The sequence below is a fragment of the Mycobacterium sp. E2699 genome (assembly GCF_001666745.1).
In the GTDB taxonomy this organism is placed as follows: Bacteria; Actinomycetota; Actinomycetes; order Mycobacteriales; family Mycobacteriaceae; genus Mycobacterium.
Window position 1 is genome coordinate 13,101 of sequence record NZ_LZJH01000099.1, and the last position, 25,584, is coordinate 38,684.

Below are 25,584 nucleotides of genomic sequence, written 5' to 3' on the forward strand. Positions count from 1 at the left end.
GTGGGCGAAGAGGTCAAGCGCACCACGTACGACCGCGCACAGCGCGAGGAATACCGGCGCAAGGTGCGGTTGTGCCTGAACGTCTTCGAGACGATGCTCGCGCAATCGCGCTTCGACGCGGACCGGCCGCTCACCGGCATGGAAATCGAGTGCAATCTCGTCGACGCCGACTACCAGCCGGCGATGTCGAATCGTGTCGTGCTGGACGCCATCGCGGATCCGGCGTACCAGACCGAATTGGGCGCCTACAACATCGAATTCAACGTGCCGCCGCGGCCTTTGCCCGGACACACCGGCTTGGAACTGGAGGCCGAGGTGCGGGCCAGCCTCAACGACGCCGAGCTCAAGGCCAACTCCGGAGGCGCCCACATCGTGATGATCGGCATCCTGCCCACACTGATGCCGGAGCATCTCAGCGACAACTGGATGAGCGAGTCGATGCGGTACGCCGCGCTCAACGATTCGATCTTTTCCGCCCGCGGCGAGGACATCCCGATCAACATCTCCGGTCCGGAGCCGCTGAGCTGGCGCGCCGCGACCATTGCGCCCGAATCCGCTTGCACCAGCATGCAATTGCACTTGCAGCTGGCTCCTGAGGAATTCGCGGCCAGCTGGAACGCGGCTCAGGTGCTGGCCGGAGCGCAGCTGGCCATGGCGGCCAACTCCCCCTATTTCTTCGGCCATCAGCTGTGGTCGGAGACCCGCATCGAATTGTTCTCGCAGTCCACCGACACCCGGCCGGAGGAATTGAAGGCGCAGGGCGTGCGACCCCGCGTGTGGTTCGGTGAGCGATGGATCACCTCCGTGCTCGACCTGTACCACGAGAACGTCGAGTACTTCCCGTCCCTGCTGCCCGAGGTGTCGGACGAAGACCCCGTCGCCGAGCTCGCCGCCGGGCGCACCCCGCGTCTCGCCGAATTGCGCCTGCACAACGGCACCGTGTACCGGTGGAACCGGCCGGTGTACGACGTGGTCGACGGGAGCCCGCACCTGCGGCTGGAGAACCGGGTGCTGCCGGCCGGGCCGACGGTCGTCGACATGCTCGGCAATGCCGCCTTCTACTACGGGGTGCTGCGCGGCCTGGCCGAAGACGAGAACCCGCTGTGGACCAGGATGGGTTTCCATGTGGCACGGGCGAATTTCCTCGAGGCGGCCCGCAACGGCATCGACGCGGAGTTGCTCTGGCCCGGGGTGGGCAAGGTGACGGCCCGCGAACTGGTCCTCGACACGCTGCTGCCGATCGCCGACGACGGGTTGCGCCGCTGGGGCGTGGACGCCGAGGTGCGCGACCGCTTCCTCGGCGTGATCGAGGGCCGCGCCCGCGCCGGCCGCAACGGGGCGACCTGGCAGGTGTCCACCGTGCGTAGGCTGGAGGACGGCGGTATGAGCCGGCCCGCGGCCCTGGCCGAGATGCTGCGACGGTATTGCGAGCACATGCACGCCAACGAGCCGGTGCACACCTGGGATCTAGAGGAACGCTAGGGGGAACCATGTCGTCCGACATCATGGACTGGGACGGTGCCTACCGCGAAGAGGGGGAATTCGAAGGCCCGCCACCGTGGAACATCGGTGAGCCGCAACCGGAATTGGCGGCGCTGATCGCGGCCGGCAAGTTTCGCAGCGACGTGCTGGACGCCGGATGCGGGTTCGCCGAGCTGTCGCTGGCGCTGGCGGCGCAGGGCTACACCGTGGTCGGCATCGACCTCACCCCGACCGCCGTGGCGGCGGCCACTCGGGCGGCACAAGAACGCGGCCTGACCACCGCCAGCTTCGTGCAGGCCGACATCACCTCATTCACCGGGTATGACGACCGGTTCAATACGATCGTTGACAGCACACTTTTCCACTCGCTGCCCGTGGAGGGCCGCGACGGCTACCTGAGCTCGATCCACCGGGCGGCGGCGCCGGGGGCCGGCTATTTCGTGCTGGTGTTCGCCAAGGGCGCCTTCCCAGCCGAGATGGAGCCGAAGCCCAACGAGGTCGACGAGGAGGAGTTGGGCGCCGCAGTGAGCAAGTACTGGGCGATCGACGAGATCCGGCCCGCTTACATCCACGCGAACATTCCCCAGATCCCGGGCGCCCCTTTCGAATTCCCGCCACACGACCACGACGAGAAGGGCCGGATGAAGCTGCCGGCCTATCTGCTCACGGCGCACAAGGCCGGCTGAAACCTTCGGGCGTCGGGTAGCCGTTACCCGGCGGCGCCCCCGCCCAGCGTGCTGAACTAGCCGGTCACAGTGGCGGGATCGCGAACTGGGCGAGCGGCACGGATTCGATGGTGATGCTGGGGATGAAGATGTTGGGCAGGCTGAAGCCGCCGATGCCGACGGTCGGGATGGTCAACGGCGGCGTGGTGAATCCGGGCTCGCTGATCGGCGGCAGGGTGAAGGCGCTCAAATTGATGGGCGGGATGGTGACGGGCGGGATGGTGAAACCCGAAAGGCCGATGGCCGGAATCGTGAACCCGGAAAGGCCGATCGGGGGGATGGTGAATGCGCCGAGGCCAATGGAGGGGATGGTGAATCCCTTGATGAACCCTGGCGTATTCAGGCCGAGCGACGACACTATGTCGAACGACTGCAGGTTGACACTGACGAGACCGAGGACTCCGGAATTCACCGTGACGATTGTTTGATTGTTCCCGCCGACAAACAAATCGGGGAATTGTATCTGCGGGAAATTGATTTGCGGAACGGTGACCGCAGGCAGGCCAATGCCGGGAACTTGGATCGCGGGCAGACTGAAGCCAGGCACCGTTATCGCCGGCAGGGTTATCGGCGGCACAGCTATGGCGGAAGTGGTTATCTGCGGCAGGCTGAATGCACCCACACCGATGGGAGGCGTCGTGAAAGGCGGAATGTTTATCGACGGAATGGATATCGGGGGCAGGCCGAAAGCCGAGAGGTTTATTCCAGGAACGCTGACGGGCGGTATTGCGAACCTGGGCGTGCCGATCGTGATCAAGGTACCCAGCGGCCCGGTCTTGATGTCGAGAATGCCGTCGAGCAGATTGAAGTCCTGGGTGGCTGCGGCCGCGGCGGCCGCCTGCCCGCCGCCGGCCACCTGCTCGGCGACCTGTGCGGCGTTGGTCGCCTCGGCGGCCACGTAGGCGCCCGCGCCCGCGTTCATCAAGGACACGAACTGCTGGTGGAACGCCTGCGCTTGCGCGGTGAGAGCTTGAAATTCCTGGCCCCACTTGCCGAATATCGCAGAGATCGCGACCGATACCTCGTCCTGAGCCGCTGCCGCTATTCCCGTCGTCGGGCCCGCCGCGGCGGCCGCGGCCTCGGCCAGCGACGAACGCACACCCGCCAAATCCTCAGCCGCACCCTGGACCAGATCCGGCGTTGCAACCACAAACGACATGTTGACCTCCTGGGTCCACTAGGAGGGTGACCGGCGGTCACCCGAAATTAGACATGTGCTCACCAAGCCGAGCACCGGTTCGTGCTGAGCTATTCGCCAACGACGCGGTGGTCTGCGGTGGCGACAAAGAAGTTAATGTCGCACCCCCCTCGCAACAGTTAGTCATCCAGCGGAGGACAATGCATGCTGCCGAGGCCTGAATCAGCCTCGGCCGCTTACCAATAGCGTTGAAAATACGCCGTTTCCATACTCGACTCAAGGAAAATGATCGTTTTCAGGATGTCCGTTTCGTTCCCTGGACAAAGCCGATGAAAAGCGGCCGGGGCTAAGTGCCGGTCGCCGCGGTGGCCGCGATCAGCGCCTCGGCGAAGGTCTCCATGTCATCGGCCGTGGTATCGACGTGGGGCGAGATCCGCAGCACCGGAGCGGAGAGCTCGTGCGGCGCCCTCGCCACCCCCGCATAGGTGGTCAGGATGCATCGCTCCGCGAGCAGCCACGCGCGCACCGCGCCGGGATCGGCCCCGTCGACGGGTGCCAGCGTCGTGATGGCGCTGGGCTCTTCGGCCTCCTCGACCACCGCCCAGCCGTCGACATCGGTGAGCACGGTGCGTGCGATGCGGCCGAGCTCGGCCAGCCGGGCACGGATCGATTCCGGCCCGCACGCGAGGTGCTCGCCGACGGCGACCGAAAAGCCTACCCGCGCAGCGACATTGGCCTCCCCGAAGCCGAACTGCTGTGCCACCGACAGTTCCGAGGCCCACTGCGGTGCCGGCAGCCGCGGCGTCAGCCGATCCATCAGCTCGGGTCGCACGGCCATGGCGCCGACGCCGCGCGGTCCGGCGATCCATTTGCGGGACGACGAATACATGACATCAGCGCCGACGGCGCAGTCGATGTGCCCCAACGCCTGTGCGGCATCCACGACCAGCGGCACGCCTAGCTGACGGCAGAGCGTGGCCACCATGGCAAGGGGTTGCACCACGCCCCGGTGGCTGCCCAACGGCGTGAGGTGCACCAAATCCGGTGGGTCCTCTTCCAGTTGGAGCGCCGCGTCGTCGAGCGCCAGCCTGCCGTCGTCCAGGGTCGGCAATGTGCGCACCTGGAACCCGTGGGCGGCCATCACGGCCAGGTTGGGGCCGTACTCGCCGGGCAGGCAGGCCAGCGTGCGCCGGTCGGCCGGCCAGCCGCCCAGCAGCAGATCCAGCGCGTGCAGCGAACCGGTGGTGAACACGACTTCGGCATCGGGCAGGCCGCACAGCGTCGCCACGGCCGCGCGTCCGGCGTCCAGCACCGGGGCGGCCGCCTCGGCCGCGACGTAGCCTCCGACTTCGGCCTCGTGCAGCGCGTGCCTGGCTGCGGCGTCGAGCGCCGCGAAGCCCTGGCGGGAGCAGGCCGCGCTGTCCAAGTGCAACCCGGCCGCCGGCGGGCGGGCCGCCCGCCACCGGTCGGCCAGCGAATCTTGGGTCACTTAACCGCCAACGACAGCCCGAAGTCGCCCGCACCGTCGGTCCACCACCGGATGCGACGCAGCCCGGCCCCGGCCAACTCGGCGCTCACCCCGTCCGGACGGAACTTGCACGACACCTCGGTGAGCATCTCCTCCCCGTCGGCGAAATCGACGGTCAGGTCCACCGCGCCGACCCGCACCCGCTGGCGCCGGCCGGCCCGCAGCCACATTTCGATGCGCTCCTCGTCGGCGTTCCAGCGCACCACGTGGTGGTAGGCGTCGACGTCGAAATCGGCGTCGAGTTGCCGGTTGATCACCGCGAGCACGTTGCGGTTGAACCGTGCCGTGACCCCGGCGTCGTCGTCGTAGGCGCGCACCAGCCGCTCGGTGTCCTTGACCAGGTCGGTGCCCAGCAGCAGGCTGTCCCCGGGCCGCATCACGTCGGCCAGCGTGGCCAGGAACTCAGCGCGCGGCCCGGGCGTGAGATTGCCGATCGTCGATCCCAAGAACACGAACAACCGCCGGCCACCGTCGGGTATCTCGTTCAGGTGTTCCTCGAAATCCCCACAGACGGCGTTGATTTCGATGCCCGGGTATTCGCGCTGGATGGCCGTCGCGGTGGCGGACAGCACGCTTTCGTCGACATCGAACGGCACGAATCCGCGCAGCGCGCCGCGATCACGCAGCGCGTCCAGCAGCTGCCGCGTCTTCTCCGACGTGCCGGCGCCCAACTCGACGAGGGTGTCCGCGCCGCTGGCCGCCGCGACGTCGCCCGATCGGTCGCGCAGGATCTCGGCCTCGGCGCGGGTCGGGTAGTACTCGGGCAGCCGGGTGATCTGGTCGAACAGGTCGCTGCCCACCGAGTCGTAGAACCACTTGGGCGGCAAGGTCTTCGGCGTCTGCTGCAGGCCGTCGAGCACGTCGCGGCGCAATGCGCGGTACGCGGAATCGGCGGCCAGGTGGTTGGACAGCGTCAGCGTCATAGAGAGCCTTTCAAATTGAGGGGGACCAGCGTGACCCCCGCCGAGGTGACCTCGACCAGGTGCCGGTCGGGCAGGTCGTCCCAGTCGGGCGCATCGTCGTACGGTTCGCTGGCCAGCACCACGCCGTCGTCGCGGCGCAGGATGGACATGGTGTCTCCCCAGACGGTCGCCAGCAGCCGGGAGCCGTCGGCGGCCAGCACGTTGAGCCGCGCGAGCGGGTCGGCGGCCCCGATTCCGGCGATGGTGTCGCCCAACGCGTCAAGCCCGCGCTCGAAGATGGTGGCCGCGAGTAGCGCACTGTCGCAAGATGATTCGGCTGACGACGTGGGCGCCAGCACCGCGCGGTCGACGATTCCGTTGTGCGACAACAGCCACCGACCGTCGGTGAACGGGGCGGTGGCACTCGCCTCGATCGGCATCCCGACGGTCGCCGAGCGCACCGCGGCCACCACGCAGTGACTGCGCAGCGCCGGGGCGATCGAATCGAACGACGCGTCGCCCCACAGCGGCGCCGGGCTGCGCCACCGCCGGGGCACGTCGTGATCGAAAAACCCGACGCCCCAACCGTCGGCGTTCATCAGTCCGTGCTTCTGGCGGCGCGGGGCGTACGACTGCACCCGCAACCCGAAGGGCGGGTCCAGCACCAGCGAGGCGACGCTCACGTCGGCGCCGAGCCAGCCCAGGTGACGGCACATCAGTCGCCCACATCCCAGGCCAAGCGGACCCCGGAGAAGATCTGGCGCCGGATCGGGTGGTCCCAGTTGCGGAAGCTGGGCCGCAGGATGCCCGCCTCCACCGCCCACGAGCCGCCGCGCAGCACCCGGTAGTCGCCGTCGAAGAACGGCTGGGAGTAACGCTCGTAGATCATCGGGACGAAACCCGGCCAGGGCCGCAGCGGCGAGGCGGTCCATTCCCACACGTCGCCCAGCATCTGCTCGGCGCCATAGGCGGATGCGCCGGCCGGATAGGCGCCGACGGGTGCGGGCCGCAGCGCGGTGCCACCCAGGTTGGCCAGGGCGTCCGACGGCTCCTGCCCGCCCCATGGATAGCGCCGCCGGGTGTTCGTCGCGGGGTCCCAGGCGCACGCCTTCTCCCACTCCACCTCGGTGGGCAGTCGGGCGCCGGCCCAGGCCGCGTACGCCTCGGCCTCGAAGTAGGTGACATGCTGCACCGGCTCGTCGGCGGGGATGTCCTCGATGTAGCCGAACCGGGTGCGGGTGCGCCCGTCGGAGCTCCAGAACTGCGGCGCGGTCAGGCCGGCGCTCTGGCGGTGCCGCCAGCCTCGCTCGGACCACCACCGCGGCTGGTCGTAGCCGCCGTCGCCGATGAACTGCGACCATTCGCCGTTGGTGACGGGCACCCGCCCGATCTGGAACGCGGGCACGTCCACGACGTGGGCGGGGCGTTCGTTGTCGAGCGAATACGGTTCGCTCGCGGCGTCGACGCCGAGAACGAACGGCCCGCCGGGCACCAGCACCGAGGTTCCGGCCACCCCCGGCCGGCCCGCGGGCAGGGGGGAAGCGTCGTGCAGCAGCGGCGCGCCGGTGCGCAGGTTCAGCGCCTGCAACATGGTTTCGTCGTGCTGGTTTTCGTGGCTGGCCACCAGCCCGAAGGCGAAGGCGGCCTGCTCACCGGCGGGGTCGTCGGGCAGTGCGTCCAACGCGTCCAGCGCCGCGGACCGCACGGTGCGGCAATAGGAGCGTGCCCGCTCCGGGGACAGCAGCGGAAGCTCGACGCGGCTGGCCCGGGAGTGTTCGAACGCGTCGTAGAGCCCTTCGACCGCCGGCGGCAGCATGCCCGGCCGGGCCGGATCGCCGCCGCGCAGCAGCCAAAACTCCTCCTGTTGACCGATGTGCGCCAGGTCCCACACCAGCGGGCTCATCAACGGGTCGTACTGCCGCCACAGCTCGTCGTCGTCGAAATCGACCAGCCTCAGCGTCCGCGCACGCGCACGCGCCAAGTCGTCGGCAAGCCTTTCCCGGGACCTCACACGCCCCCTTGCGCCATCCGCGCCACCACCGGCGCGATGCCATGCTCGATGACCCGGTCGGAAAAGTCGTCGGCCGGACATCGGCCCTGCTCGACGCCGTTGAGCAGGAGCTGCATCGACTCGGTCAGCTCCGCCGGCGCCCGCTCGGCCGCCACCGCGACGCACTTGTTGGCGGCCTCGCAGAGCCGCCGGTCGCGCAGGCCGGCCCGGGCGGCGGTGTCCCAGGCGGTGGCCACCGGCTCGACGGCCTCGGCCGCGAGGTCGGCGGCGACCGGGTCGTCGAGAAGCGTCACCAGCGTGAACACCACCGCGGGCCACAACGCGTCCGGGACGCTGTCGAGGTAGCGGATCTCCAGCCACTGCCTGGGGCGCACGGGCGGGAACAGCGTGGTCAGGTGGTATTCCAGGTCGGCGATCGTCGGGCGCCGGCCGCCGAGCAGCACCCGGCCGTCCACCCAGTCCGCGAAGGGCACCCACCGCGTGACGGCCACCGCTTCGGGGTCGTGCACGAGCATCACCGGGGCCTTGAGCGCGTAGCGCGCCCAGTCGGTGCCCGGGTCGTCGCCGCTGGCGCCCAGGATCGGTCCGCAGCGCGCGGAGTCCATGTCGCCCCAAACCCGCTGCCGGGTCGAAACCCAGCCGGTGAACTCGCCGCCCAGCATCGGGGAATTGGCGGAGATCGCGATCATCGTGGGGCCCAGGGCGTGCGCCAGCCGGACCCGCGCGGCCCAGCCTTCCCGCGGCCCGGCGTCGACGTTGACCTGAATCGACGCGGTGGACGTCATCATCGCCGAGCCCGCCTCCCCGGATCGGCTGGCGCCGAAGAACTGCTCCATGGCGCGGTAGCGCGGTCCCGGGTTGATGCGCTTCGGCGGCCGCAGCGGGTCGGCCCCGAGGAAGACGAGACCCAGCCCGGCGTCGGCCAAGGCCGACCGGAGCACCGCCTGGTCCCGATTCATCGCGGCGGTGGCGGCCACCACCCCGTCGGCGGGCGGGCCGGACAGCTCGACGGCGCCGCCGGGTTCCACCGTGACGACGCTGTCGCCCGGCAGGGCGGGCAGCTGCTCGAGCACGTCGCTGATCTCGTCCCAGCCCGGCCGACGATGCGGGTCGGCGAGGTCGTGACAATGCCCTTCCAGCTCCAGGCCGATACGCCGCAGCGGCGCATCGATCAGGCACCCCTCGGCGATGTATTTCGCGGCGGCGGCAGCGTCGACCATCTCGGCTTGGGCGGCGCTGACGGCGGCGGACGTCATATCACGATCCCTTCGAGGCCCGGGGTGACAACGCGGACCGCTGATTGCGCAACGAGCGGAGAAATATCGCCACTACTTCATCTAGCAGATCGCACCGACATATTCCCGTCCCGCCGGACTCCCCAGTCACGGCCTACCCGAGTACGCGGGTCCACGCTACTGGCCCAGCGCGTTCTGCATAGCCCCGGCCAGGACGTTGACCGCGGGGCCCGCGTTGCCAGACTGGCAGACCTTGGCCTGCAGCAACACGTTTTCGCGCAGCCTGGTTTGATCGAAGCACCGCCGGTCGGTGCCGGCTTCCTGCTTGGTCCAGTTCGCGTCGGTACCCGTCGCCGGACCGCCGTCGAACGACCACACCTGCGTGGTCCCGTTGTCCAGATGCATCGCCGTGGTCTGTCCCGAGCAGCCGACGGTCCGGTCCACCACCCGATGGAAGGCCCGGGCCGCCGCCTCGTTGGTGGCGAACACCCCGACGGCCTGTTTGACGAAGTGGGTCTGGTCGGTGGCCGACGTCTGGGTGGTCGCCCCGTTGAACGACGCCAGGTCCGGGTCGTCGAACACCTCGGGCAGCCCGATGTCGGCCCAGTTGTTGCACACCGGGACGTCGACCGAATAGCCCTGCACGGGCTGGGTGAACGTCGACTCCCAGCCCATCGGGCCGCCGACGATGTTGCCGACGGACCCCTTGGCAAGGACGGCGTAATTGACCACCCCCGGCTCCGACGGGTGAGCGGCCGCCGCGGGTACGCCCGACGCCGTTCCGGCCGCCACCCCGACGGTCACCACCGCGGCCCAGATCCGCATGGTCATGGGTTTCGATCATGCCAGGGGCGGGTGCGCGATAGCGAACGCCGGATTATTGAGCCCGCAAACCCTCCTCGACCTTCTTGCCGAGATCGGGATCGACATTGCGCCAGTACTCGAACACCCGCGACAGCACGGGCTCTTTGACTCCCTTGGACACATGCCCGATGATGTTGTGCGCCAACCGTTCCCGGGCCGCGTCGTCGAGCACCTCGCGGACCATGGTGCCGGCCTGGCCCCAGTCGTCGTCCTCGGGATGCAGCGTGTACGCGGCGCGGACCATGTCGCCGTCGGCGTGCCAGCGCACCTCGGCGGCGCGCGCGGGGTCCGCCTGCGGACCGCCGTAGGAATTGGGCGCATACACCGGATCGGAGACGTTCTTCACCCGCATCGCGCCGTCCTTGGAGTAGCTGTTGACCTCGACTTTGGGCGAGTTGACCGGGATCTGCCGGTAGTTGGTGCCCAGCCGGGCGCGGTGCGCGTCGGAGTAGGAGAAGCCGCGGGCCTGCAGCATCTTGTCCGGGCTCAACCCGGTGCCGGGCACCAGGTTGTTGGGCTCGAAGGCCGCCTGCTCTATTTCGGTGTGGTAGTCGGTGACGTTGCGGTCCAGGGTCAGCTTCCCGACGTCGATCAGCGGATAGTCTCCGTGCGGCCACACCTTGGTCAGGTCGAACGGGTTGAACCGGTAGTTGCGGGCCTCCTCGTACGGCATGATCTGCATCTTCAGCGTCCAACTCGGGTGATCGCCGCGCTCGATCGCCTCGTAGAGGTCCCGCTGGTGGTAGTCGCCGTCCTCACCGGCCAGGTGGTCGGCCTCCTCCTGGGTCAGGAAGTCGACGCCCTGATCGGTGATGAAGTGATACTTCACCCAGAAGATCTCGCCGGCGGCGTTGATCCAGCTGTAGGTGTGGCTGCTGTAGCCGTTCATGTGGCGCCAGCTCTTGGGGATCCCGCGATCGCCCATCAGCCAGGTGACCTGGTGCGCCGACTCCGGCGACAGCGTCCAGAAGTCCCACTGCATGTTGTTGTCACGCAAATTCGTTGCCTGCATGCGCTTTTGGGACCGGATGAAGTGCTGGAACTTCAGCGGGTCGCGCATGAAGAAGACCGGCGTGTTGTTGCCGACCATGTCGAAGTTGCCCTCGGTGGTGTAGAACTTCAACGCGAAGCCACGCGGGTCCCGCCACGTGTCCGGGCTGCCGCGCTCGCCGGCGACGGTGGAAAACCTGATCAGCGTCTCGGTTCTGGTGCCCGGCTGGAACACCGCGGCCCTGGTGAACCTGCTGACGTCGTTGGTCACCTCGAAGTGCCCGAACGCGCCCCCGCCCTTGGCGTGCGGTTGGCGCTCCGGGATGCGTTCCCGGTTGAACATCGCCATCTGCTCGATCAGGTAGTGATCCTGCAGCAGGATCGGACCGTCGGGGCCGATCGTCAACGATTGGTCGTCGCTGGGCGCGGGGGTGCCGGCGTCGGTGGTCGTGTAGCGTTCCGTCATCTTTGCTGCCTCCTGGTTAAATCGAAGCGGCCCAACAACTTTGGCCGCCGCACGGAAAGCCGGGCAGGCCTACGGGCGCGGATTGCCCGGGGTGTTCGGCGCCGGCGCGGGCGGGCTGGGTGTCGGAGCCTGGCTCGGCCCACCCGGACCACCCGGGCCCGGGGGCGGCGGACCGATCGGGCCGCCCGGCCCGCCCGGGCCGAAGCCCGGCGGCGGACCCCACGGCCCGACGACCGTCCCGGGGCCACCGGCGCCGAACTGCCACGCTCCGCCGCCCGGGCCGCCCGGGCCGCCGGGACCGCCGGGGCCGTACATCATCCCGTGATGGTGTTTGTGGTAGCAGTGGTGGTCGAACCCCACGATCATGGCGCCGGCGAAGAAAATGGTCGAGAGAATGAAAACTATCCCGGCGACGATCACCACCCACGCGGCGGCCACGTAGAGCCTGGGAGGTTTGACCCGCTCGTACGCCGGAGCAGCGGGTGGCCCCGCCGCGACGGAAGTCGGTTGCCTTGGCGGTTCGGGTGTTTGGGTCATGCCTTGAATATGCCCCCGTCGCGAGCCGCGATAACAGGTGCGTCGATAAAAGTTGCTGTGAATTGTGTAGCCCGGCGCTCGTGCGAGCGCCGGGCTATCAGTGGAGGGTTCAGCGGCCCGCCGCGGTTACGGCGTGCGAGACGGCGCGACCGACGACGGAATCTGGCTGGGTCCGGGCGCACCCGGGGTTGCCGAGGCGGGCCCACCGCCCTGGACCGCCGCGGGGCCACCGCCCGGGCCGCCGGGCCCGCCGGGACCGCCCGGGCCGCCGAAGCGGTGCGGGTGCATGAAGGCCGCGTGGTGCTTGTGGTGGTGCATGCCGCCGCCGTGATGCCCGAGCGCCATGCCGGTGAAGAAGATCACCGAGACGATGAACACGACGCCGGCGACGATGGCGACCCATGCCGCGGCGATGAAGACGCGGGGGGTGCGGTAGAGCGCAGCTGCGGTTGCCGCCGCAGGCGCCGGTGCAGTTGCGGTGTGAGTCCGCTCAGTGGGGGTGTCAGATGTTTCACTCATGAGACTCATGATGCGGGCGTCAACACAAGCTGTGGCTATGCGTTGATTAAGTAGCAGCTATGAGCTGAAAACGCCGTCACCTGCCGAAACAGTGTGGGCGGGCTACTCAGGCTTGAACGGGTTGACCGCAAACTGGATCACCCGGTAGGGCGCGCGGGCGCGTGGATCGATGTTGTTCCACTGGCTGACGAAGATCCGCAGCTCGTCGAGGGTGGAGCCGGGCGAGATGTACCCGCCGTATGGCTGTGCGAGCCGGTTGTCGTAGGGCGGCGGCAGGCTTTCGGCGGGCTCGGGCCACTCGTCGTGCTGCACCACAGTGGTCACGGGCGCGGTGCCCAGCGCCGTCGGGTCGTTGGCGACCCGGACCTCCATGTTGCCGGTGCTGGCGTTGAAGTACGACAGCACGGCCTTGCCGTCGATCTGCCTGATGGACATCTCACCCACCTGATCCGGCCACAGGGGCGTCGGCGCCTTGCCCCAGCCGCCGCCGGGCCCCGGGGCGTAGCCCTGCCACCGGGACCGGTCGGTGAACGTTTGCGGCGTGGCGCGGTACAGCAACATCGGAGCGCGCCGGGTGAAACTGTTGGCCACGATGTACACCCAGCCGCTCGGCGAATCGGGGGCGGGAATCGGGTCGTAGTACCCGCTGATCTGCGATTGCGAGCCGCCCTGATAGGAACCGTCGCGCCGGGACCCCGCGACCGTCTGCCAGCTGCCGTGCGCCGGCTCGGGGGTCACGAGCCGAGAGCTTTGCGGCTCAAGGTTTTTCGTGGTGGTCACCATCAGGTAGTTGCGCCGGTTGATCTGCACCACCCCGGCGGGCAGTTGGGAATCGCCGGGCGGCGTGGGGTCGGCCAACAACGGCTTGTTGATCCCCGTGACCCCGGTGTAACGCACCCCGGCGGGGTCGTCGACCGACGCGGTGTCGACGTGCAGCGCGACCGGGGAGTACCAGCCGCCGAACCCGACGCCCTGGCCGGCGAAGCTGTCACCGCACACCTGCAGCAGCTCGGCGGGAAACTCGACGAACTCGCACAGGTCGGTCGCGCCGACGCCGTAGTCGCGCGTCGGGGTTCCGGTGCCCGCGGTCGGCCCGATCCGCAGCACCTGACCCGGCGCCAGCGGCTGCAAGATCGGCTCGGGAGCAGGCGCGGGAGGATCGGCATGCGCGACCCAAAAGCATTGCGGGGCAAGTAAAGTCAGCGCGATCAGCGAGCACCGAGTCGCGGAACTCACCCGCGGTCTCACAACTGGGCGGCCAGCAGCTCGGCGATCTGAATGGTGTTGAGCGCCGCCCCCTTGCGCAGGTTGTCCCCCGAGACGAACAGCGCGAGACCGCGCCCGTCGGGTACCCCGGGGTCGCGCCGGATGCGACCGACCAGCGACTCGTCGACGCCGGCGGCGGCCAGCGGGGTCGGCACGTCGACCACCTTGACCCCCGGTGCGCCGTCGAGCAGCTCGCGGGCCCGCTCGGGTGACAACGGCCGCGCGAATTCGGCGTTGATCGACAGCGAGTGCCCGGTGAACACCGGCACCCGCACGCAGGTGCCGCTGACCAACAGGTCGGGGATGCCCAGGATCTTGCGGCTCTCGAAGCGCAGCTTCTGGTCCTCGTCGGTCTCGCCGGAACCGTCGTCCACCAGCGATCCGGCCAGCGGCAGCACGTTGAACGCGATCGGCGCCACATACGTCTTGGGTGCCGGGAACTCGCACGCGCCACCGTCGTACACCAGCTGCTCGGCGCCGTCGATGACAGCGCGCGCCTGGGTGGCGAGTTCCTCGACGCCGGCGAGCCCGCTGCCGGACACCGCCTGATAGCTGGAGACCACCAGGCGCTCCAGCTGCGCCTCGTCGTGCAGCACCTTGAGCACCGGCATGGCGGCCATGGTGGTGCAGTTCGGGTTGGCGATGATGCCCTTCGGCCTCCGGTGCGCGTCCCGTTCGAAGTTCACCTCCGACACCACCAGCGGCACGTCGGGGTCCTTGCGCCACGCCGAGGAGTTGTCGATCACGGTGACCCCGGCGGCCGCGAACCGCGGGGCCTGCACCAGCGACATCGTCTTGCCGGCCGAGAACACCGCGATGTCCAGCCCCGTCGGGTCCGCCGTCGCGGCGTCTTCGACCTCGATCTCCTGGCCGCGGAAGGTCAGCTTGCGCCCCTGGGAGCGCGCGGAGGCGAAGAACCGCACCGTCGTGGCCGGAAAGTCCCGTTCGTCGAGCAGCGCCCGCATCACCTGGCCCACCTGGCCGGTGGCCCCGACTACCCCAATGGCAACCATCTATCTACCCGTCCCCGCATACACCGTCGCCGACTCCTCGCCGCCGAGCCCGAACGCCTCATGCAACGCCACGACGGCCTTGTCCAGTTCGGTGTCGCGGCACAGCACCGAGATGCGGATCTCGGAGGTGGAGATCAGCTCGATGTTGACGCCCACGGTGGCCAGCGCCTCACAGAAGGTCGCGGTGACCCCGGGGTGGCTGCGCATGCCCGCCCCGATCAGCGACACCTTGCCGATGTGGTCGTCGTAGAGCAGCTGGGTGAACCCGATCTCGTCGCGCAGCGCGTCGAGCTTCTCCACCGCGGTGGGGCCGCTGTCGCGTGAGCACGTGAAGGTGATGTCGGTCTTGCCGTCCTCGACCTTGGAGACGTTCTGCAGCACCATGTCGATGTTCACGTCGGCGTCGGCGACGGCCCGGAACACCCTCGCCGCATACCCCGGGATGTCGGGGATCCCGACGATGGTCACCTTGGCCTCGCTGCGGTCGTGCGCGACTCCGGTCAGGATGGGGTCTTCCATGGCGATGTCCTTGATCGATCCCTTGACGATGGTGCCCGGCTTGTCCGAGTACGACGACCGGACGTGCACCGGGATGTTGTAGCGGCGAGCGTATTCGACGCAGCGCAGCATCAGCACCTTGGCGCCGCAGGCCGCCATCTCGAGCATCTCCTCGAAGGTCACCGTGTCCAGCCTGCGGGCGTTGTGCACGATCCTGGGGTCGGCGCTGAAGATGCCGTCGACGTCGGTGTAGATCTCGCAGACGTCGGCGCCGAGCGCCGCGGCCAGCGCGACGGCGGTGGTGTCCGATCCGCCGCGGCCGAGCGTGGTGACGTCGCGGGTGTCCTGGCTGACCCCTTGGAACCCGGCGACCAACACGATGCGCCCCTCGTCGAGCGCGTCGCGCAGGCGTCCCGGCGTCACTTCGATGATCTTGGCGTTGCCGTGGGTGCCGGTGGTGATCACGCCGGCCTGCGAACCGGTGAACGAGCGCGCCTGCGCGCCGAGCGATTCGATCGCCATGGCCACCAGCGCGTTGGAGATGCGCTCACCGGCGGTCAGCAGCATGTCGAGTTCGCGCGGCGGGGGGGCCGGGCAGACCTGTTGGGCCAGGTCCAACAGGTCGTCGGTGGTGTCGCCCATGGCCGAAACCACCACGACGACGTCATTGCCCTGCTTCTTGGTCGCGACGATGCGCTCGGCGACGCGGCGGATCCGGTCGGCATCCGCCACGGATGATCCGCCGTACTTCTGCACGACGAGCGCCACTGTTGTTCGTTCCTGTCTTCGGAGATCTGGCTTCGAGTCCACAACAGAATACGTGCCGGCGCATCTTGATTTCCCCCCGCCGAACGTGGGTCCCAGGTACGAAAACCTCGCCGATTTCGTCCATGAGCCACACGTTCGGCGGCGTGCACCGCGCGTTTTGGTCCCGACGCGGATCGCGGTAGAGTGCACACCGTGCAGCGGGTGCTCCTCCTCGGACGCCGCGACGGGGTCTGATCCAGACCGGCTTCCCGTCGCGGGTGTTCGCGATGCGCCGGTCTGAGGTTCCTTCTGATACCCCGGAGCAACTACCGTGACCAATCCTGATTCGCCCGACGCCTATAAGTCGGCACGCACCATCGTCAAACCCGCCGGCCCGCCCGGGCCGGCCCAACCCTCCTGGAATCCGCAACGCGGGTCGTCGATGCCGATCAACCGGTACCGCCCCTTCGCCGAAGAGGTCGAGCCCATCCGGGTGGCCGACCGCACCTGGCCCGACCGGGTCATCACGCGCGCCCCGCTGTGGTGCGCGGTGGATCTGCGCGACGGCAACCAGGCGCTGATCGACCCGATGAGCCCGGCCCGCAAGCGCCGCATGTTCGACCTGCTGGTGCGGATGGGCTACAAGGAGATCGAGGTTGGATTCCCGTCGGCCAGCCAGACCGACTTCGACTTCGTCCGCGCCATCATCACCGACGGCGCCATCCCCGACGACGTCACGATCCAGGTACTGACCCAGTGCCGGCCGGAGCTGATCGAGCGCACCTTCGAGGCGTGTGACGGCGCGCCGCGGGCGATCGTGCACTTCTACAACTCGACGTCGATCCTGCAGCGTCGCGTGGTGTTCCGCGCCGACCGGGCCGCCGTCCAGGCCATCGCGACCGACGGCGCGCGCAAGTGCGTCGAGGAGGCGGCCAAGCATCCCGGCACGCAGTGGCGGTTCGAGTACTCCCCGGAGTCCTACACGGGGACCGAACTCGAGTACGCCAAGCAGGTGTGCGACGCCGTCGGCGAGATTATCGCGCCGACGCCGGACAACCCGATCATCTTCAACCTGCCCGCCACCGTGGAGATGGCCACCCCCAACGTCTACGCCGACTCGATCGAGTGGATGAGCCGCAACCTGGCCAGCCGGGAGTCGGTGATCCTGAGCCTGCATCCGCACAACGACCGCGGAACCGCCGTCGCCGCAGCCGAATTGGGCTACCAGGCCGGAGCCGACCGGATCGAGGGTTGCCTGTTCGGCAACGGGGAGCGCACCGGCAACGTGTGCCTGGTGACGCTGGGGCTCAACCTGTTCTCCCGCGGGGTGGACCCCCAGATCGACTTCTCCAACATCGACGAGATCCGCCGCACCGTGGAGTACTGCAACCAGCTGCCGGTGCACGAGCGTCACCCCTACGGCGGCGACCTGGTCTACACCGCGTTCTCCGGCAGTCACCAGGACGCCATCAACAAGGGTCTCGACCAGATGAAGATCGACGCCGACGAGGCCGACACCGACGTCGAGGACATGCTCTGGCAGGTGCCCTACCTGCCGATCGACCCCAAGGACGTCGGACGCACCTACGAGGCGGTGATCCGGGTCAACTCGCAATCCGGCAAGGGCGGGGTGGCCTACATCATGAAATCGGATCACGGGCTGGCCCTCCCGCGGCGGCTGCAGATCGAGTTCTCCCAGGTGATCCAGAAGATCGCCGACGGCGAGGGCGGCGAGGTGTCGCCAAAGGAGATGTGGGACGCGTTCTCCGAGGAGTACCTGGCCCCGGTGCGACCGCTGGAGCGGATCAGGCAGCGGGTCGACGCCTCCGACGAAGACGGCGGCATGACCAGCATCGCCGCCACCGTCAAGATCGACGGCGTGGAGACCGAGATCAGTGGCACCGGCAACGGCCCGCTCGCCGCCTTCGTCCATGCGTTGGGGACCGTCGGCTTCGACGTGGCGGTGCTGGATTACTCCGAGCACGCGATGAGCGCGGGCGACGACGCGCAGGCGGCGGCCTACGTCGAGGCGTCGGTCGCGGGTCGAACGGTGTGGGGCGTCGGCATCGCGCCGTCGATCACCACCGCGTCGCTGCGGGCCGTCGTGTCGGCGGTCAACCGAGCGTCGCGCAGCTGATCAGACGGAGAGCAACCGTTCGAAGAACTCGCGGTAGCGCATCAGTGCGACGCGGAGGGTCTCGGTAGACGATTCCTCGCCGCGGGCCCATTGCTCTTCGAGACTCGAGCGCGCGTGGGCGAACCCGCTCGTGAGCCGGTCGACCAGATCGGACACCAGCGCGTCAGCCTTGTGCACGCACTCCTTGGGATCGTCGACGAAGGCCGCTTGCACGGCTGCCCACCGCCCGCGCATGTCCGCGAGCTCGTCCTCGGCGAAAAGGGCGTCCGAAGAGGACCGTTCGCCGTCCCCGGCCAGATGGCCGGCATTCTGCTCAGTCCCGCCCGCTGGTGGCGTCGCCCCGGAAGGCTGTTGACCAAAAGCGGTCGGTGCGTCGGTCGCATACTGGCCGACCGGAGGCGCAGCCATCTCTGCTCCCGGGCCCACCGGTGCCGTCGCCGCCCGCCCGGTCTGGCCGACCGGTGGGGTCGCCCACTGAGGGGCCTCCGCTTCCGGGTTCGAGGGGGCGAATCGCGGGTTGTCGTGTGTGGTCATTTCCTTGCCTCCTGTGACGCGTGGTGATCTGTGTTGGTCTCGAGCAACCTCTCGAAGAGCGCCCGGTAGTGGACGAACGCCCTCCGCTGCTGTTCGGTGCTGATATCACCGCGCTGCTGCGACAGATGAATGCCGTGCGCGGCGCGATAGTTGTCGACGATCTGCGGGTGGTCGACCGAGATGTCGGCAGCCCGCTGATCGAAGTCGTCGACGGGGTAGCCCCGCTGACGCATCACCTCGGTGACGAGCCGATCGGCGACGCCGACGGCGGTGGCCGGGTTGTCGACGAACCCCGTCTGCACCTGCTGCCAGCGTGCCGCGAAATCCGAGCGGGCGGCCGGCGGCAACGGCACGATGTCGAGTTTGTCTCGCCGACGTTCCCGGGCGGCCAATTCTTCCTGAGCCGCCTTCTCGTTCCCCCTTTCGAACACCAGACGCTCGTATTCGGGGCCGTAGTGCCGCTTCAGTCGCTCATTCTTCTTCCGGCGACTCGCGACGCTTGCCGCAACGATCAACGCGGCCACCAGGATGACTGCGACGACCGCGATGACGATCCATTGCCAGACGGGCATTTCGGGCTCCTTTCGTACTCAAGTCGAATAACCGGGGCCACCTGAAGCCAAACAACTTGATGCCGTGCCCACGGGATCGAAAACGGTTCTGGCTCTTGCCCCTTGACCAAAACCAGTCGACCACCCTTCGGCGGGTAGCACTACACCCTTAAGGAGGTAATCAGCTGTGCTTGCTGCTGCTTGCTCGATCGATCCGGGCGGAAGCGATCAGAACAACGCGAGCTGCTGGTCGAGCATGGTGACGTCGGTGAATTCCTCCATGCTGGTGCCGCCGGCGACCGTGCCGACGCAGTCCATGAACTGCGCGTCGGACACCACCGGCACCCCCAGCTGTCGGGCGTGATAGCCCTTGCCCTGCTCGGGGGCGGCGTCGTTGCAGACCACCAGCGAGGTTTCCCCGTCCACGACGTCGCGGTAGGCGAGCCCGGCGTGCAGGATCCGCTCGACGAGCTCCTCGTGGGTGCGCCTCACCTCGGCGGCCAGCGCCACCCGCATGCCCTGGACCAGCGGCCTGCCCCGCACGAAGGGCCCCGGGTTGAGGTAGGGGCACGGCATCCGCGAGGCCAGCACCTTCAACGGGCGCAGCTCGTCGTGGGTCACCCGGCCGTTCGGCCATTGCCGCCGGGTCACCGGGTGCACGGGCAGCCAGATGTCGCGTTCGCGCGCCCGCTCCAGCGCCGACTCCAGGACACCGGTCAGCACCAGCGCGTCGTCGAAGGCGTCGTGTGGCCGCTCCTGCACCACGCCCCAATGGGCCGCGAGCGTCTCGAGCCGCAGGTTTTCGACCCCGAGGTCCAGTCGGCGCGCCAACTCGACCGTGCACATGACGTTGTCGACGGGCAGCTCGGCCTGGGCGAGCTCGGCCTCCGCGGCCAGGAACGCGTAGTCGAAAGCGACGTTGTGCGCCACCAGCGTGCGGCCGCGCAGCACCTCGACCAGGTCACCGACGATGTCGGCGAACTGCGGCTGGTCCTCGAGCATCGCGGTGGTCAGGCCGTGCACGTGGGTGGGACCGGGGTCCACCCCGGGATTGAGCAGGCTGACCACGGACTGCTCCACCCGCCCGTCGGCGTCCAGCCCGAGCGCGGCGACGCTGATGATCCGCGCCTGACCCGGCCGAAAGCCCGAGGTCTCGACGTCGATGACGGCCCAGCCCCCGCCCGGCTCGCTGGCCGGCCGCCCCCAGGACACCCGGTTCATGAGCTGAGCATGGCACGCGCGACCGACATCGCCGGTTCGCTACGAGTCGTGTCGCCCGAAATCCACGCGGGCGACCCGCAGCGCCCGGCGCACAACGCCGCGCTCGCGATCGCCCGAAATCCACGCGGGCGACCCGCAGCGCCCGGCGCACAACGCCGCGCTCGCGATCGCCCGAATAAACTCACGCGCGTGATCACCACCCGTGCACGCCTGGCCCTCGCCGCGGGAGCGAGCGCGCGGTGGGCGTCGCGGGTGACCGGGCGCGGGGCCGGGGCGATGATCGGCGGCCTGGTCGCGATGACGCTGGACCGCTCGGTGCTGCGACAGCTCGGGGCCGGGCGGCGCACCGTCATCGTCACGGGCACCAACGGCAAGTCGACGACCACGAGGATGACGGCCGCCGCGCTCGGGACCCTGGGTCCGGTGGCCACCAACGCCGAGGGCGCCAACATGGACGCCGGCCTGGTGGCCGCGCTGGCCGCCGACCGCACAGCCGGGCTGGCGGCGCTGGAGGTCGACGAGATGCACGTGCCGCACGTTGCCGACGCCGTCGAGCCCACTGTCATCGTGCTGCTCAACCTGTCGCGCGACCAGCTGGACCGGGTGGGTGAGATCAACGTGATCGAACGCACGCTGCGGGCCGGGCTGGCGCGGCACCCGAACGCCGTCGTCGTCGCCAATTGCGACGACGTCCTGATGACGTCGGCGGCCTACGACAGCCCCCACGTGGTGTGGGTGGCCGCGGGCGGCGCCTGGGCGAACGACTCGGTCAGCTGCCCGCGCAGCGGCGAGGTCATCGTCCGCGACCGGGGGCACTGGTATTCCACCGGCGCCGACTTCAAGCGACCCAGCCCGCAGTGGTGGTTCGACGACGAGACGCTGTACGGGCCCGACGGCCTGGCCCTGCCGATGCGGCTGGCGCTGCCCGGCGCGGTGAACCGGGGCAACGCGGCCCAGGCCGTGGCCGCCGCCGTCGCGCTGGGCGCGGCCCCCGCGCGGGCCGTCGCGGCGGTCGCCACGGTCGACGAGGTCGCCGGGCGCTACCGCAGCGTCCGCGTCGGCGACCACGAGGCGCGGATCCTGCTGGCCAAGAACCCCGCCGGCTGGCAGGAGGCGCTGTCGATGGTCGACAAGCACGCGGCCGGGGTGGTCATCGCGGTCAACGGGCAGGTGCCCGACGGCGAGGACCTGTCGTGGCTGTGGGATGTGCGCTTCGAGCACTTCGAAGAGACCCGAGTCGTCGCGGCCGGCGAGCGCGGCACCGACCTGGCGGTGCGCCTCGGCTACGCGGGCGTCGAGCACACGCTGGTGCACGACACCGTGGCGGCCATCGCGTCATGCCCGCCCGGGCGGGTGGAGGTCGTCGCCAACTACACCGCCTTCCTACAGCTGCAGCGAGCGTTGGCGCGCCATGGCTGACTCCACCGTGCGGATCGGCCTGGTGTTGCCCGACGTGATGGGCACCTACGGCGACGGCGGCAACGCCCTGGTGCTGCGCCAACGCCTGCGCCTGCGGGGCATCGCCGCGGAGATCGTCGAGATCACGCTGGCCGACCCGGTGCCCGACTCGCTGGACCTGTACACGCTGGGCGGGGCGGAGGACTACGCGCAGCGGCTGGCCACCCGGCACCTTCTTCGCTACCCGGGCCTGCAGCGCGCGGCCGAGCGGGGCGCGCCGGTGCTGGCGATCTGCGCGGCCGTCCAGGTGCTGGGCCACTGGTATGCGACCTCCTCGGGCGAACGGGTCGACGGTGTGGGCATGCTGGACGCGACGACGTCGCCGCAGGACACGCGCACCATCGGCGAGTTGGTCAGCAAGCCGCTGCTGACCGGGCTGACCCAACGGCTCACCGGCTTCGAGAACCACCGCGGCGGCACCGTCCTGGGACCGGCCGCGTCCCCGTTGGGCACGGTGGTCAAGGGCGCCGGAAACCGCGCCGGCGACGGCCACGACGGCGCCGTGCAGGGCAGCGTCGTCGCGACCTACATGCACGGGCCCTGCCTGGCCCGCAACCCGGAGCTGGCCGACCTGCTGCTCGGCAAAGTAGTGGGCGAACTCGCGCCGCTGCAGCTGCCCGAGGTGGACCTGCTGCGCCGCGAGCGACTGGCGGCCCGCTGAGGCCGCCCAGCGTGTCGTCGCAATGGGTTATATCTCGCGACGGCCCAACTAGCGGCGCTTCAAGGTTCCTTCAAGGATTCGTCCAGCGGCTTCACCGACCCTTTTCTCGACGCACCCCCCGAGAAAAGGACCCCCATGATCAACACCAGGACCATCGTCGCCAAGGCCGCCGGCGCCGTCGGGCTCGCGGCGGTCTTGAGCGCGGCCACCGGCTCGATGGTTGCGCTCGCCGCCAGGGCCGACGCGGCCCAGGACGGGATGCACGGCAACCCGGCCGCCGCGGCGCCCTACTGGCGCTACCAGCAACAGGACCGCGACTGCGCGGAGATGGCGGTGGCCGACGTGGTCGGCCAGGTCACCGGCCGCGAACCCACCGAGGACGAGATCACCGCCGCGGCCGCCAATATCCCGAGCGTCAGCCATCCCGGACCGATCTACCGGCCCGGGAGCAACACCAAGAACTCCGACCTGCCCGTGCTGCTGGCGCACTACGGCATCCACGCCACCGCGGTCCACCCCAACCTCGACGCCCTCGCGCACGATCTGGATGGGGGGCGCAAGGTGATCGTTGGGCTCAACGACAAGATCCTGTGGAACACGCGGGGCGACCGCACCCAGGAAAACCACTTCGCCGTCGTCATCGGCATCGATAACGCAGCCAACGTGGTGCACCTCAACGACAGCGGCATCAAGGCGGGTCGCGACGAACAGGTTTCCATTGCCACCTTCGAAGCGGCGTGGCAGACCAGCGACAACTTCGCCGTCGTCACCAACTGACGGCTCAGACCATGGCGCGGCGGCCGGTGAGCGCGCGGCCCAGCGTCAGCTCGTCGGCGAACTCCAAGTCGCCGCCCATCGGCAGCCCCGACGCGATCCGGGTCACGGTCAGGCCGGGGATGTCGCGCAGCATCCGAACGAGGTAGGTGGCCGTCGCCTCGCCCTCCGTGTTGGGGTCGGTGGCGATGATCACCTCGGTGATGTCGACGTCGTCGACGCGCTCGCCGATGCGGGTCAGCAGCTCGCGGATGCGCAGCTGGTCGGGTCCCACGCCGGACAACGGGTCGAGCGCGCCGCCCAGCACGTGGTAGCGGCCGCGGAATTCGCGGGTGCGCTCGACGGCCTGGACGTCCTTCGGCTCCTCGACGACACAGACCTGGGAGCCGTCGCGGCGCGGGTCGGCGCAGATGCGGCAGCGCTCGTCGTCGGAGACGTTGCCGCACACCGCGCAGAACCGCACGCCCTCGCGGACCTTGCCCAATACAGCGGTCAGCCGGTCGATCTCCGGCGGTTCGACCGACAACAGGTGGAACGCGATGCGCTGCGCGCTCTTGGGGCCGATGCCCGGCAGCTTGCCGAGCTCGTCGATCAGATCCTGGACGGGTCCCTCAAACATGTCGGTGCAGCGTCACAGCCCCGGCATCTGAGTGGGTGGCGGCGCCGCCGGTTGGGCCGGCGGCGCGCCCATGCCGCCCGCCAGGGCGCCCAGCCGTTCCTGCGCCATCTTGGTGACCTGCGCCGAAGCGTGGCGCATGGCGCCCACGATCAAGTCCTGCAGGGTCTCGATGTCGTCGGGGTCGACGACCTTGGGGTCGATCTCCACCGCGACCACCTCGCCGCTGCCTTTGACGACGACCTTGACCAGGCCCCCACCCGCCTCACCGTGTATCTCTGCGTTGGCGAGCTGGTGCTGGGCCTCGAGTAACTTCTGCTGCATCTGCTGCGCCTGAGCGAGCAGCTGCGACATGTCGCCTCCGGGTTGCATGACAATCCCCTCGCATCTTGGTCTCGAGTTGGTTTCGCCTGCGGGTGCCGGGCGATTCGGAACACCCAGCGTAGACCGCGCGCCGTTACCTTTGCGCCGTGGACCTACGAGTGAGCAAGCGTGTCGGTATCAGAGTGTTGGTCGCTGTGCTGGTTGCCGTCGCGGCGGCGATCATCCCGACGGCGACCGCCGCCCCGTCCAACATCGCCGGCATGGTCGTTTTCATCGACCCGGGCCACAACGGCTCGAACGACGCGTCGATCAACCGTCAGGTGCCCACCGGGCGCGGCGGCACGAAGGACTGTCAGACCAGTGGGACGTCGACCAACAGCGGCTATATGGAGCACACGTTCACCTGGGACACCGCGCTGCGGGTTCGCGCCGAGCTCAGCGCGCTGGGCGTCCGCACAGCCATGTCGCGCGGTGACGACACCGGGCTGGGGCCGTGCGTCGATGCGCGCGCCGCGGCGGCCAACTCCTTGCGGCCCAACGCGATCCTGAGCATCCACGCCGACGGCGGCCCGCCGTCCGGGCGGGGATTCCACGTGAACTACTCGGCGCCGCCGCTCAACCAGGCGCAGGCCGGTCCCTCGGTGCAGTACGCCCGGATCATGCGCGATCAGCTGCAGGCGTCCGGCATCCCGCCCGCCAACTACATCGGGCAGGACGGCTTGTACGGGCGCTCGGACCTCGCGGGCCTGAACCTGGCGCAGTACCCGTCGATCCTGGTCGAGTGCGGCAACATGAAGAACCCCGTGGATTCGGCGCTGATGGAGTCGGCCGACGGCCGGCAGAAGTACGCCGACGCGCTCGTCCGCGGCGTCGCGGGGTTCCTGGCGACCCAGAGCCAGGCGCGCTGACGGCGCTAGCCTTCCAGTTCTTTCTTCAGGTTGGCCAGCACCTCGCCCTGAATCCTCCTCAGCCCCAAGGGCGCAAAGGTTTTTTCGAAGAAGCCCTTGACGCCGCCGGCGCCGGTCCAGCTGGTCTTCACCGTGACGCTGGATCCCGGTCCGGCGGGGGCCACCGTCCAGTTGGTGATCATCGACGAGTTCGCGTCCTTCTCGATGACGGTGTGGCCCGCCACGTCGACGTTCACCTGCACATCGCGAACGCGTGACTTGGTGGCCTGCAGCCTCCACTTGGCGACCGTACCCGCGCCCTTGCCGCCCTGCAGCACCTGGTAATCGCTGTACTGGGGGGACAGGATCTTCGGGCGCATCTTCTGGTAGTCCGACACCGCGGCGAGGGTGGCCCCGGGCTCGGCGTTGATCAAGATCGTGCTGGCTGCGCTCACCTGGCCCATCGGGCGCGACTCCTCTTCTTGATGTTCGATGACATT

26 protein-coding genes are annotated in these 25,584 nt (G+C 69.0%); 7 read left to right on the forward strand and 19 right to left on the reverse strand.

Features of this window, described 5'->3' with window-relative positions:
- A complete protein-coding gene (locus A5696_RS17685; protein WP_067881742.1) occupies positions 1-1,482 on the forward strand; it encodes a glutamate-cysteine ligase family protein in 1,482 nt (493 codons plus the stop codon).
- An 8-nt stretch (positions 1,483-1,490) separates the two neighbouring features.
- The gene (locus tag A5696_RS17690) at positions 1,491-2,168 is read left to right on the forward strand and encodes a class I SAM-dependent methyltransferase (protein ID WP_067881745.1); all 678 of its coding nucleotides are present in this window, start codon (positions 1,491-1,493) and stop codon (positions 2,166-2,168) included.
- A 64-nt stretch (positions 2,169-2,232) separates the two neighbouring features.
- Here A5696_RS17690 and A5696_RS28925 read toward each other — a convergent pair whose 3' ends face one another.
- From A5696_RS28925 to A5696_RS17755, 13 genes are all read right to left on the reverse strand, one after another.
- A complete protein-coding gene (locus tag A5696_RS28925) occupies positions 2,233-3,366 on the reverse strand; it encodes a PE family protein (RefSeq protein WP_067881748.1) in 1,134 nt (377 codons plus the stop codon).
- Positions 3,367-3,691: 325 nt separating this feature from the next.
- Positions 3,692-4,834 (reverse strand): ergothioneine biosynthesis PLP-dependent enzyme EgtE, encoded by a 1,143-nt coding sequence (egtE, locus tag A5696_RS17700; protein ID WP_067881751.1) that lies wholly within the window; start codon positions 4,832-4,834, stop codon positions 3,692-3,694.
- Positions 4,831-5,796, reverse strand: coding sequence for an L-histidine N(alpha)-methyltransferase (gene egtD / locus A5696_RS17705; RefSeq protein WP_067881754.1), 966 nt, complete (start codon positions 5,794-5,796; stop codon positions 4,831-4,833). The genes egtE and egtD overlap by 4 nt, the downstream gene beginning before the upstream one ends.
- Positions 5,793-6,491 (reverse strand): ergothioneine biosynthesis protein EgtC, encoded by a 699-nt coding sequence (egtC, locus tag A5696_RS17710; protein ID WP_067881758.1) that lies wholly within the window; start codon positions 6,489-6,491, stop codon positions 5,793-5,795. The genes egtD and egtC overlap by 4 nt, the downstream gene beginning before the upstream one ends.
- Positions 6,491-7,786, reverse strand: a complete 1,296-nt coding sequence (egtB, locus tag A5696_RS17715; RefSeq protein WP_067881761.1) for an ergothioneine biosynthesis protein EgtB — start codon at positions 7,784-7,786, stop codon at positions 6,491-6,493. The genes egtC and egtB overlap by 1 nt, the downstream gene beginning before the upstream one ends.
- Positions 7,783-9,042 (reverse strand): ergothioneine biosynthesis glutamate--cysteine ligase EgtA, encoded by a 1,260-nt coding sequence (egtA, locus tag A5696_RS17720; RefSeq protein ID WP_067881764.1) that lies wholly within the window; start codon positions 9,040-9,042, stop codon positions 7,783-7,785. The genes egtB and egtA overlap by 4 nt, the downstream gene beginning before the upstream one ends.
- A 156-nt stretch (positions 9,043-9,198) precedes the next feature.
- The gene (locus A5696_RS17725) at positions 9,199-9,846 is read right to left on the reverse strand and encodes a sensor domain-containing protein (RefSeq protein WP_156738472.1); all 648 of its coding nucleotides are present in this window, start codon (positions 9,844-9,846) and stop codon (positions 9,199-9,201) included.
- 52 nt (positions 9,847-9,898) lie between these two features.
- Complete coding sequence (locus A5696_RS17730) at positions 9,899-11,341, reverse strand: catalase (protein WP_067881770.1); 1,443 nt, start codon at positions 11,339-11,341, stop codon at positions 9,899-9,901.
- A 69-nt stretch (positions 11,342-11,410) separates the two neighbouring features.
- Complete coding sequence (locus A5696_RS17735; protein ID WP_067881773.1) at positions 11,411-11,878, reverse strand: hypothetical protein; 468 nt, start codon at positions 11,876-11,878, stop codon at positions 11,411-11,413.
- 126 nt (positions 11,879-12,004) lie between these two features.
- Complete coding sequence (locus A5696_RS17740) at positions 12,005-12,406, reverse strand: hypothetical protein (protein WP_156738464.1); 402 nt, start codon at positions 12,404-12,406, stop codon at positions 12,005-12,007.
- Positions 12,407-12,499: 93 nt separating this feature from the next.
- The gene (locus A5696_RS17745) at positions 12,500-13,645 is read right to left on the reverse strand and encodes a DUF4185 domain-containing protein (protein ID WP_156738465.1); all 1,146 of its coding nucleotides are present in this window, start codon (positions 13,643-13,645) and stop codon (positions 12,500-12,502) included.
- The gene (locus A5696_RS17750) at positions 13,642-14,676 is read right to left on the reverse strand and encodes an aspartate-semialdehyde dehydrogenase (protein WP_067881782.1); all 1,035 of its coding nucleotides are present in this window, start codon (positions 14,674-14,676) and stop codon (positions 13,642-13,644) included. The genes A5696_RS17745 and A5696_RS17750 overlap by 4 nt, the downstream gene beginning before the upstream one ends.
- Positions 14,677-15,942, reverse strand: coding sequence for an aspartate kinase (locus tag A5696_RS17755; protein ID WP_067881785.1), 1,266 nt, complete (start codon positions 15,940-15,942; stop codon positions 14,677-14,679). It lies immediately after the preceding gene.
- 310 nt (positions 15,943-16,252) lie between these two features.
- On the opposite strand from A5696_RS17755, the gene leuA reads away from it, so the two are divergent.
- Positions 16,253-18,058, forward strand: coding sequence for a 2-isopropylmalate synthase (leuA, locus tag A5696_RS17760; RefSeq protein WP_067881788.1), 1,806 nt, complete (start codon positions 16,253-16,255; stop codon positions 18,056-18,058).
- Here the strand turns inward: leuA and A5696_RS28435 are convergent, their stop codons facing one another.
- From A5696_RS28435 to A5696_RS17775, 3 genes are all read right to left on the reverse strand, one after another.
- On the reverse strand, positions 18,059-18,592 hold the full coding sequence (locus A5696_RS28435; RefSeq protein ID WP_231964368.1) for a hypothetical protein: 534 nt from the start codon (positions 18,590-18,592) through the stop codon (positions 18,059-18,061).
- Entirely contained in the window at positions 18,589-19,164 is a 576-nt protein-coding gene (locus A5696_RS17770) for a hypothetical protein (RefSeq protein WP_067881791.1), read from the reverse strand. The genes A5696_RS28435 and A5696_RS17770 overlap by 4 nt, the downstream gene beginning before the upstream one ends.
- Positions 19,165-19,371: 207 nt before the next feature.
- Positions 19,372-20,364 carry a DEDDh family exonuclease gene (locus A5696_RS17775; RefSeq protein WP_067881795.1) on the reverse strand — a complete coding sequence of 331 codons (993 nt, stop codon included), beginning with the start codon at positions 20,362-20,364 and terminating at the stop codon, positions 19,372-19,374.
- Positions 20,365-20,553: 189 nt separating this feature from the next.
- Between A5696_RS17775 and A5696_RS17780 the strand changes: the two genes are divergently transcribed.
- The 3 genes from A5696_RS17780 to A5696_RS17790 all read left to right on the forward strand — a co-directional run bounded on the left by A5696_RS17780 (position 20,554) and on the right by A5696_RS17790 (position 23,260).
- Positions 20,554-21,783, forward strand: coding sequence for a Mur ligase family protein (locus A5696_RS17780; RefSeq protein ID WP_067881798.1), 1,230 nt, complete (start codon positions 20,554-20,556; stop codon positions 21,781-21,783).
- Positions 21,776-22,483: a type 1 glutamine amidotransferase gene (locus A5696_RS17785; protein ID WP_067881801.1), complete on the forward strand. Its 708-nt coding sequence runs from the start codon at positions 21,776-21,778 to the stop codon at positions 22,481-22,483. The genes A5696_RS17780 and A5696_RS17785 overlap by 8 nt, the downstream gene beginning before the upstream one ends.
- 135 nt (positions 22,484-22,618) lie before the next feature.
- Positions 22,619-23,260, forward strand: a complete 642-nt coding sequence (locus A5696_RS17790) for a C39 family peptidase (RefSeq protein WP_067881804.1) — start codon at positions 22,619-22,621, stop codon at positions 23,258-23,260.
- Positions 23,261-23,264: 4 nt separating this feature from the next.
- Here A5696_RS17790 and recR read toward each other — a convergent pair whose 3' ends face one another.
- Both recR and A5696_RS17800 read right to left on the reverse strand, forming a co-directional pair.
- Positions 23,265-23,876, reverse strand: coding sequence for a recombination mediator RecR (gene recR / locus A5696_RS17795; RefSeq protein WP_067881807.1), 612 nt, complete (start codon positions 23,874-23,876; stop codon positions 23,265-23,267).
- A gap of 12 nt (positions 23,877-23,888) precedes the next feature.
- Positions 23,889-24,245, reverse strand: a complete 357-nt coding sequence (locus A5696_RS17800) for a YbaB/EbfC family nucleoid-associated protein (protein WP_067881809.1) — start codon at positions 24,243-24,245, stop codon at positions 23,889-23,891.
- Positions 24,246-24,343: 98 nt separating this feature from the next.
- Between A5696_RS17800 and A5696_RS17805 the strand changes: the two genes are divergently transcribed.
- Positions 24,344-25,105: an Rv3717 family N-acetylmuramoyl-L-alanine amidase gene (locus A5696_RS17805; RefSeq protein ID WP_082956217.1), complete on the forward strand. Its 762-nt coding sequence runs from the start codon at positions 24,344-24,346 to the stop codon at positions 25,103-25,105.
- Between the two features lie 5 nt (positions 25,106-25,110).
- Here the strand turns inward: A5696_RS17805 and A5696_RS17810 are convergent, their stop codons facing one another.
- Positions 25,111-25,548, reverse strand: coding sequence for an SRPBCC family protein (locus tag A5696_RS17810; protein WP_067881815.1), 438 nt, complete (start codon positions 25,546-25,548; stop codon positions 25,111-25,113).
- Between the last annotated feature and the right edge of the window lie 36 nt (positions 25,549-25,584).

Bases quoted from the DNA above. Each gene is read 5' to 3' on its own strand.
- A5696_RS17690 (WP_067881745.1), top strand. From the start codon at position 1,491: ATGTCGTCCGACATCATGGACTGGGACGGTGCCTACCGCGAAGAGGGG.
- A5696_RS28925 (WP_067881748.1), bottom strand. From the start codon at position 3,366: ATGTCGTTTGTGGTTGCAACGCCGGATCTGGTCCAGGGTGCGGCTGAG.
- egtD (WP_067881754.1), bottom strand. From the start codon at position 5,796: ATGACGCTGACGCTGTCCAACCACCTGGCCGCCGATTCCGCGTACCGC.
- egtC (WP_067881758.1), bottom strand. From the start codon at position 6,491: ATGTGCCGTCACCTGGGCTGGCTCGGCGCCGACGTGAGCGTCGCCTCG.
- egtA (WP_067881764.1), bottom strand. From the start codon at position 9,042: ATGACGTCCGCCGCCGTCAGCGCCGCCCAAGCCGAGATGGTCGACGCT.
- A5696_RS17725 (WP_156738472.1), bottom strand. From the start codon at position 9,846: ATGCGGATCTGGGCCGCGGTGGTGACCGTCGGGGTGGCGGCCGGAACG.
- A5696_RS17730 (WP_067881770.1), bottom strand. From the start codon at position 11,341: ATGACGGAACGCTACACGACCACCGACGCCGGCACCCCCGCGCCCAGC.
- A5696_RS17735 (WP_067881773.1), bottom strand. From the start codon at position 11,878: ATGACCCAAACACCCGAACCGCCAAGGCAACCGACTTCCGTCGCGGCG.
- A5696_RS17740 (WP_156738464.1), bottom strand. From the start codon at position 12,406: ATGAGTCTCATGAGTGAAACATCTGACACCCCCACTGAGCGGACTCAC.
- A5696_RS17750 (WP_067881782.1), bottom strand. From the start codon at position 14,676: ATGGTTGCCATTGGGGTAGTCGGGGCCACCGGCCAGGTGGGCCAGGTG.
- A5696_RS28435 (WP_231964368.1), bottom strand. From the start codon at position 18,592: ATGACCACACACGACAACCCGCGATTCGCCCCCTCGAACCCGGAAGCG.
- A5696_RS17770 (WP_067881791.1), bottom strand. From the start codon at position 19,164: ATGCCCGTCTGGCAATGGATCGTCATCGCGGTCGTCGCAGTCATCCTG.
- A5696_RS17775 (WP_067881795.1), bottom strand. From the start codon at position 20,364: ATGAACCGGGTGTCCTGGGGGCGGCCGGCCAGCGAGCCGGGCGGGGGC.
- A5696_RS17785 (WP_067881801.1), top strand. From the start codon at position 21,776: ATGGCTGACTCCACCGTGCGGATCGGCCTGGTGTTGCCCGACGTGATG.
- A5696_RS17790 (WP_067881804.1), top strand. From the start codon at position 22,619: ATGATCAACACCAGGACCATCGTCGCCAAGGCCGCCGGCGCCGTCGGG.
- recR (WP_067881807.1), bottom strand. From the start codon at position 23,876: ATGTTTGAGGGACCCGTCCAGGATCTGATCGACGAGCTCGGCAAGCTG.
- A5696_RS17800 (WP_067881809.1), bottom strand. From the start codon at position 24,245: ATGCAACCCGGAGGCGACATGTCGCAGCTGCTCGCTCAGGCGCAGCAG.
- A5696_RS17810 (WP_067881815.1), bottom strand. From the start codon at position 25,548: ATGGGCCAGGTGAGCGCAGCCAGCACGATCTTGATCAACGCCGAGCCC.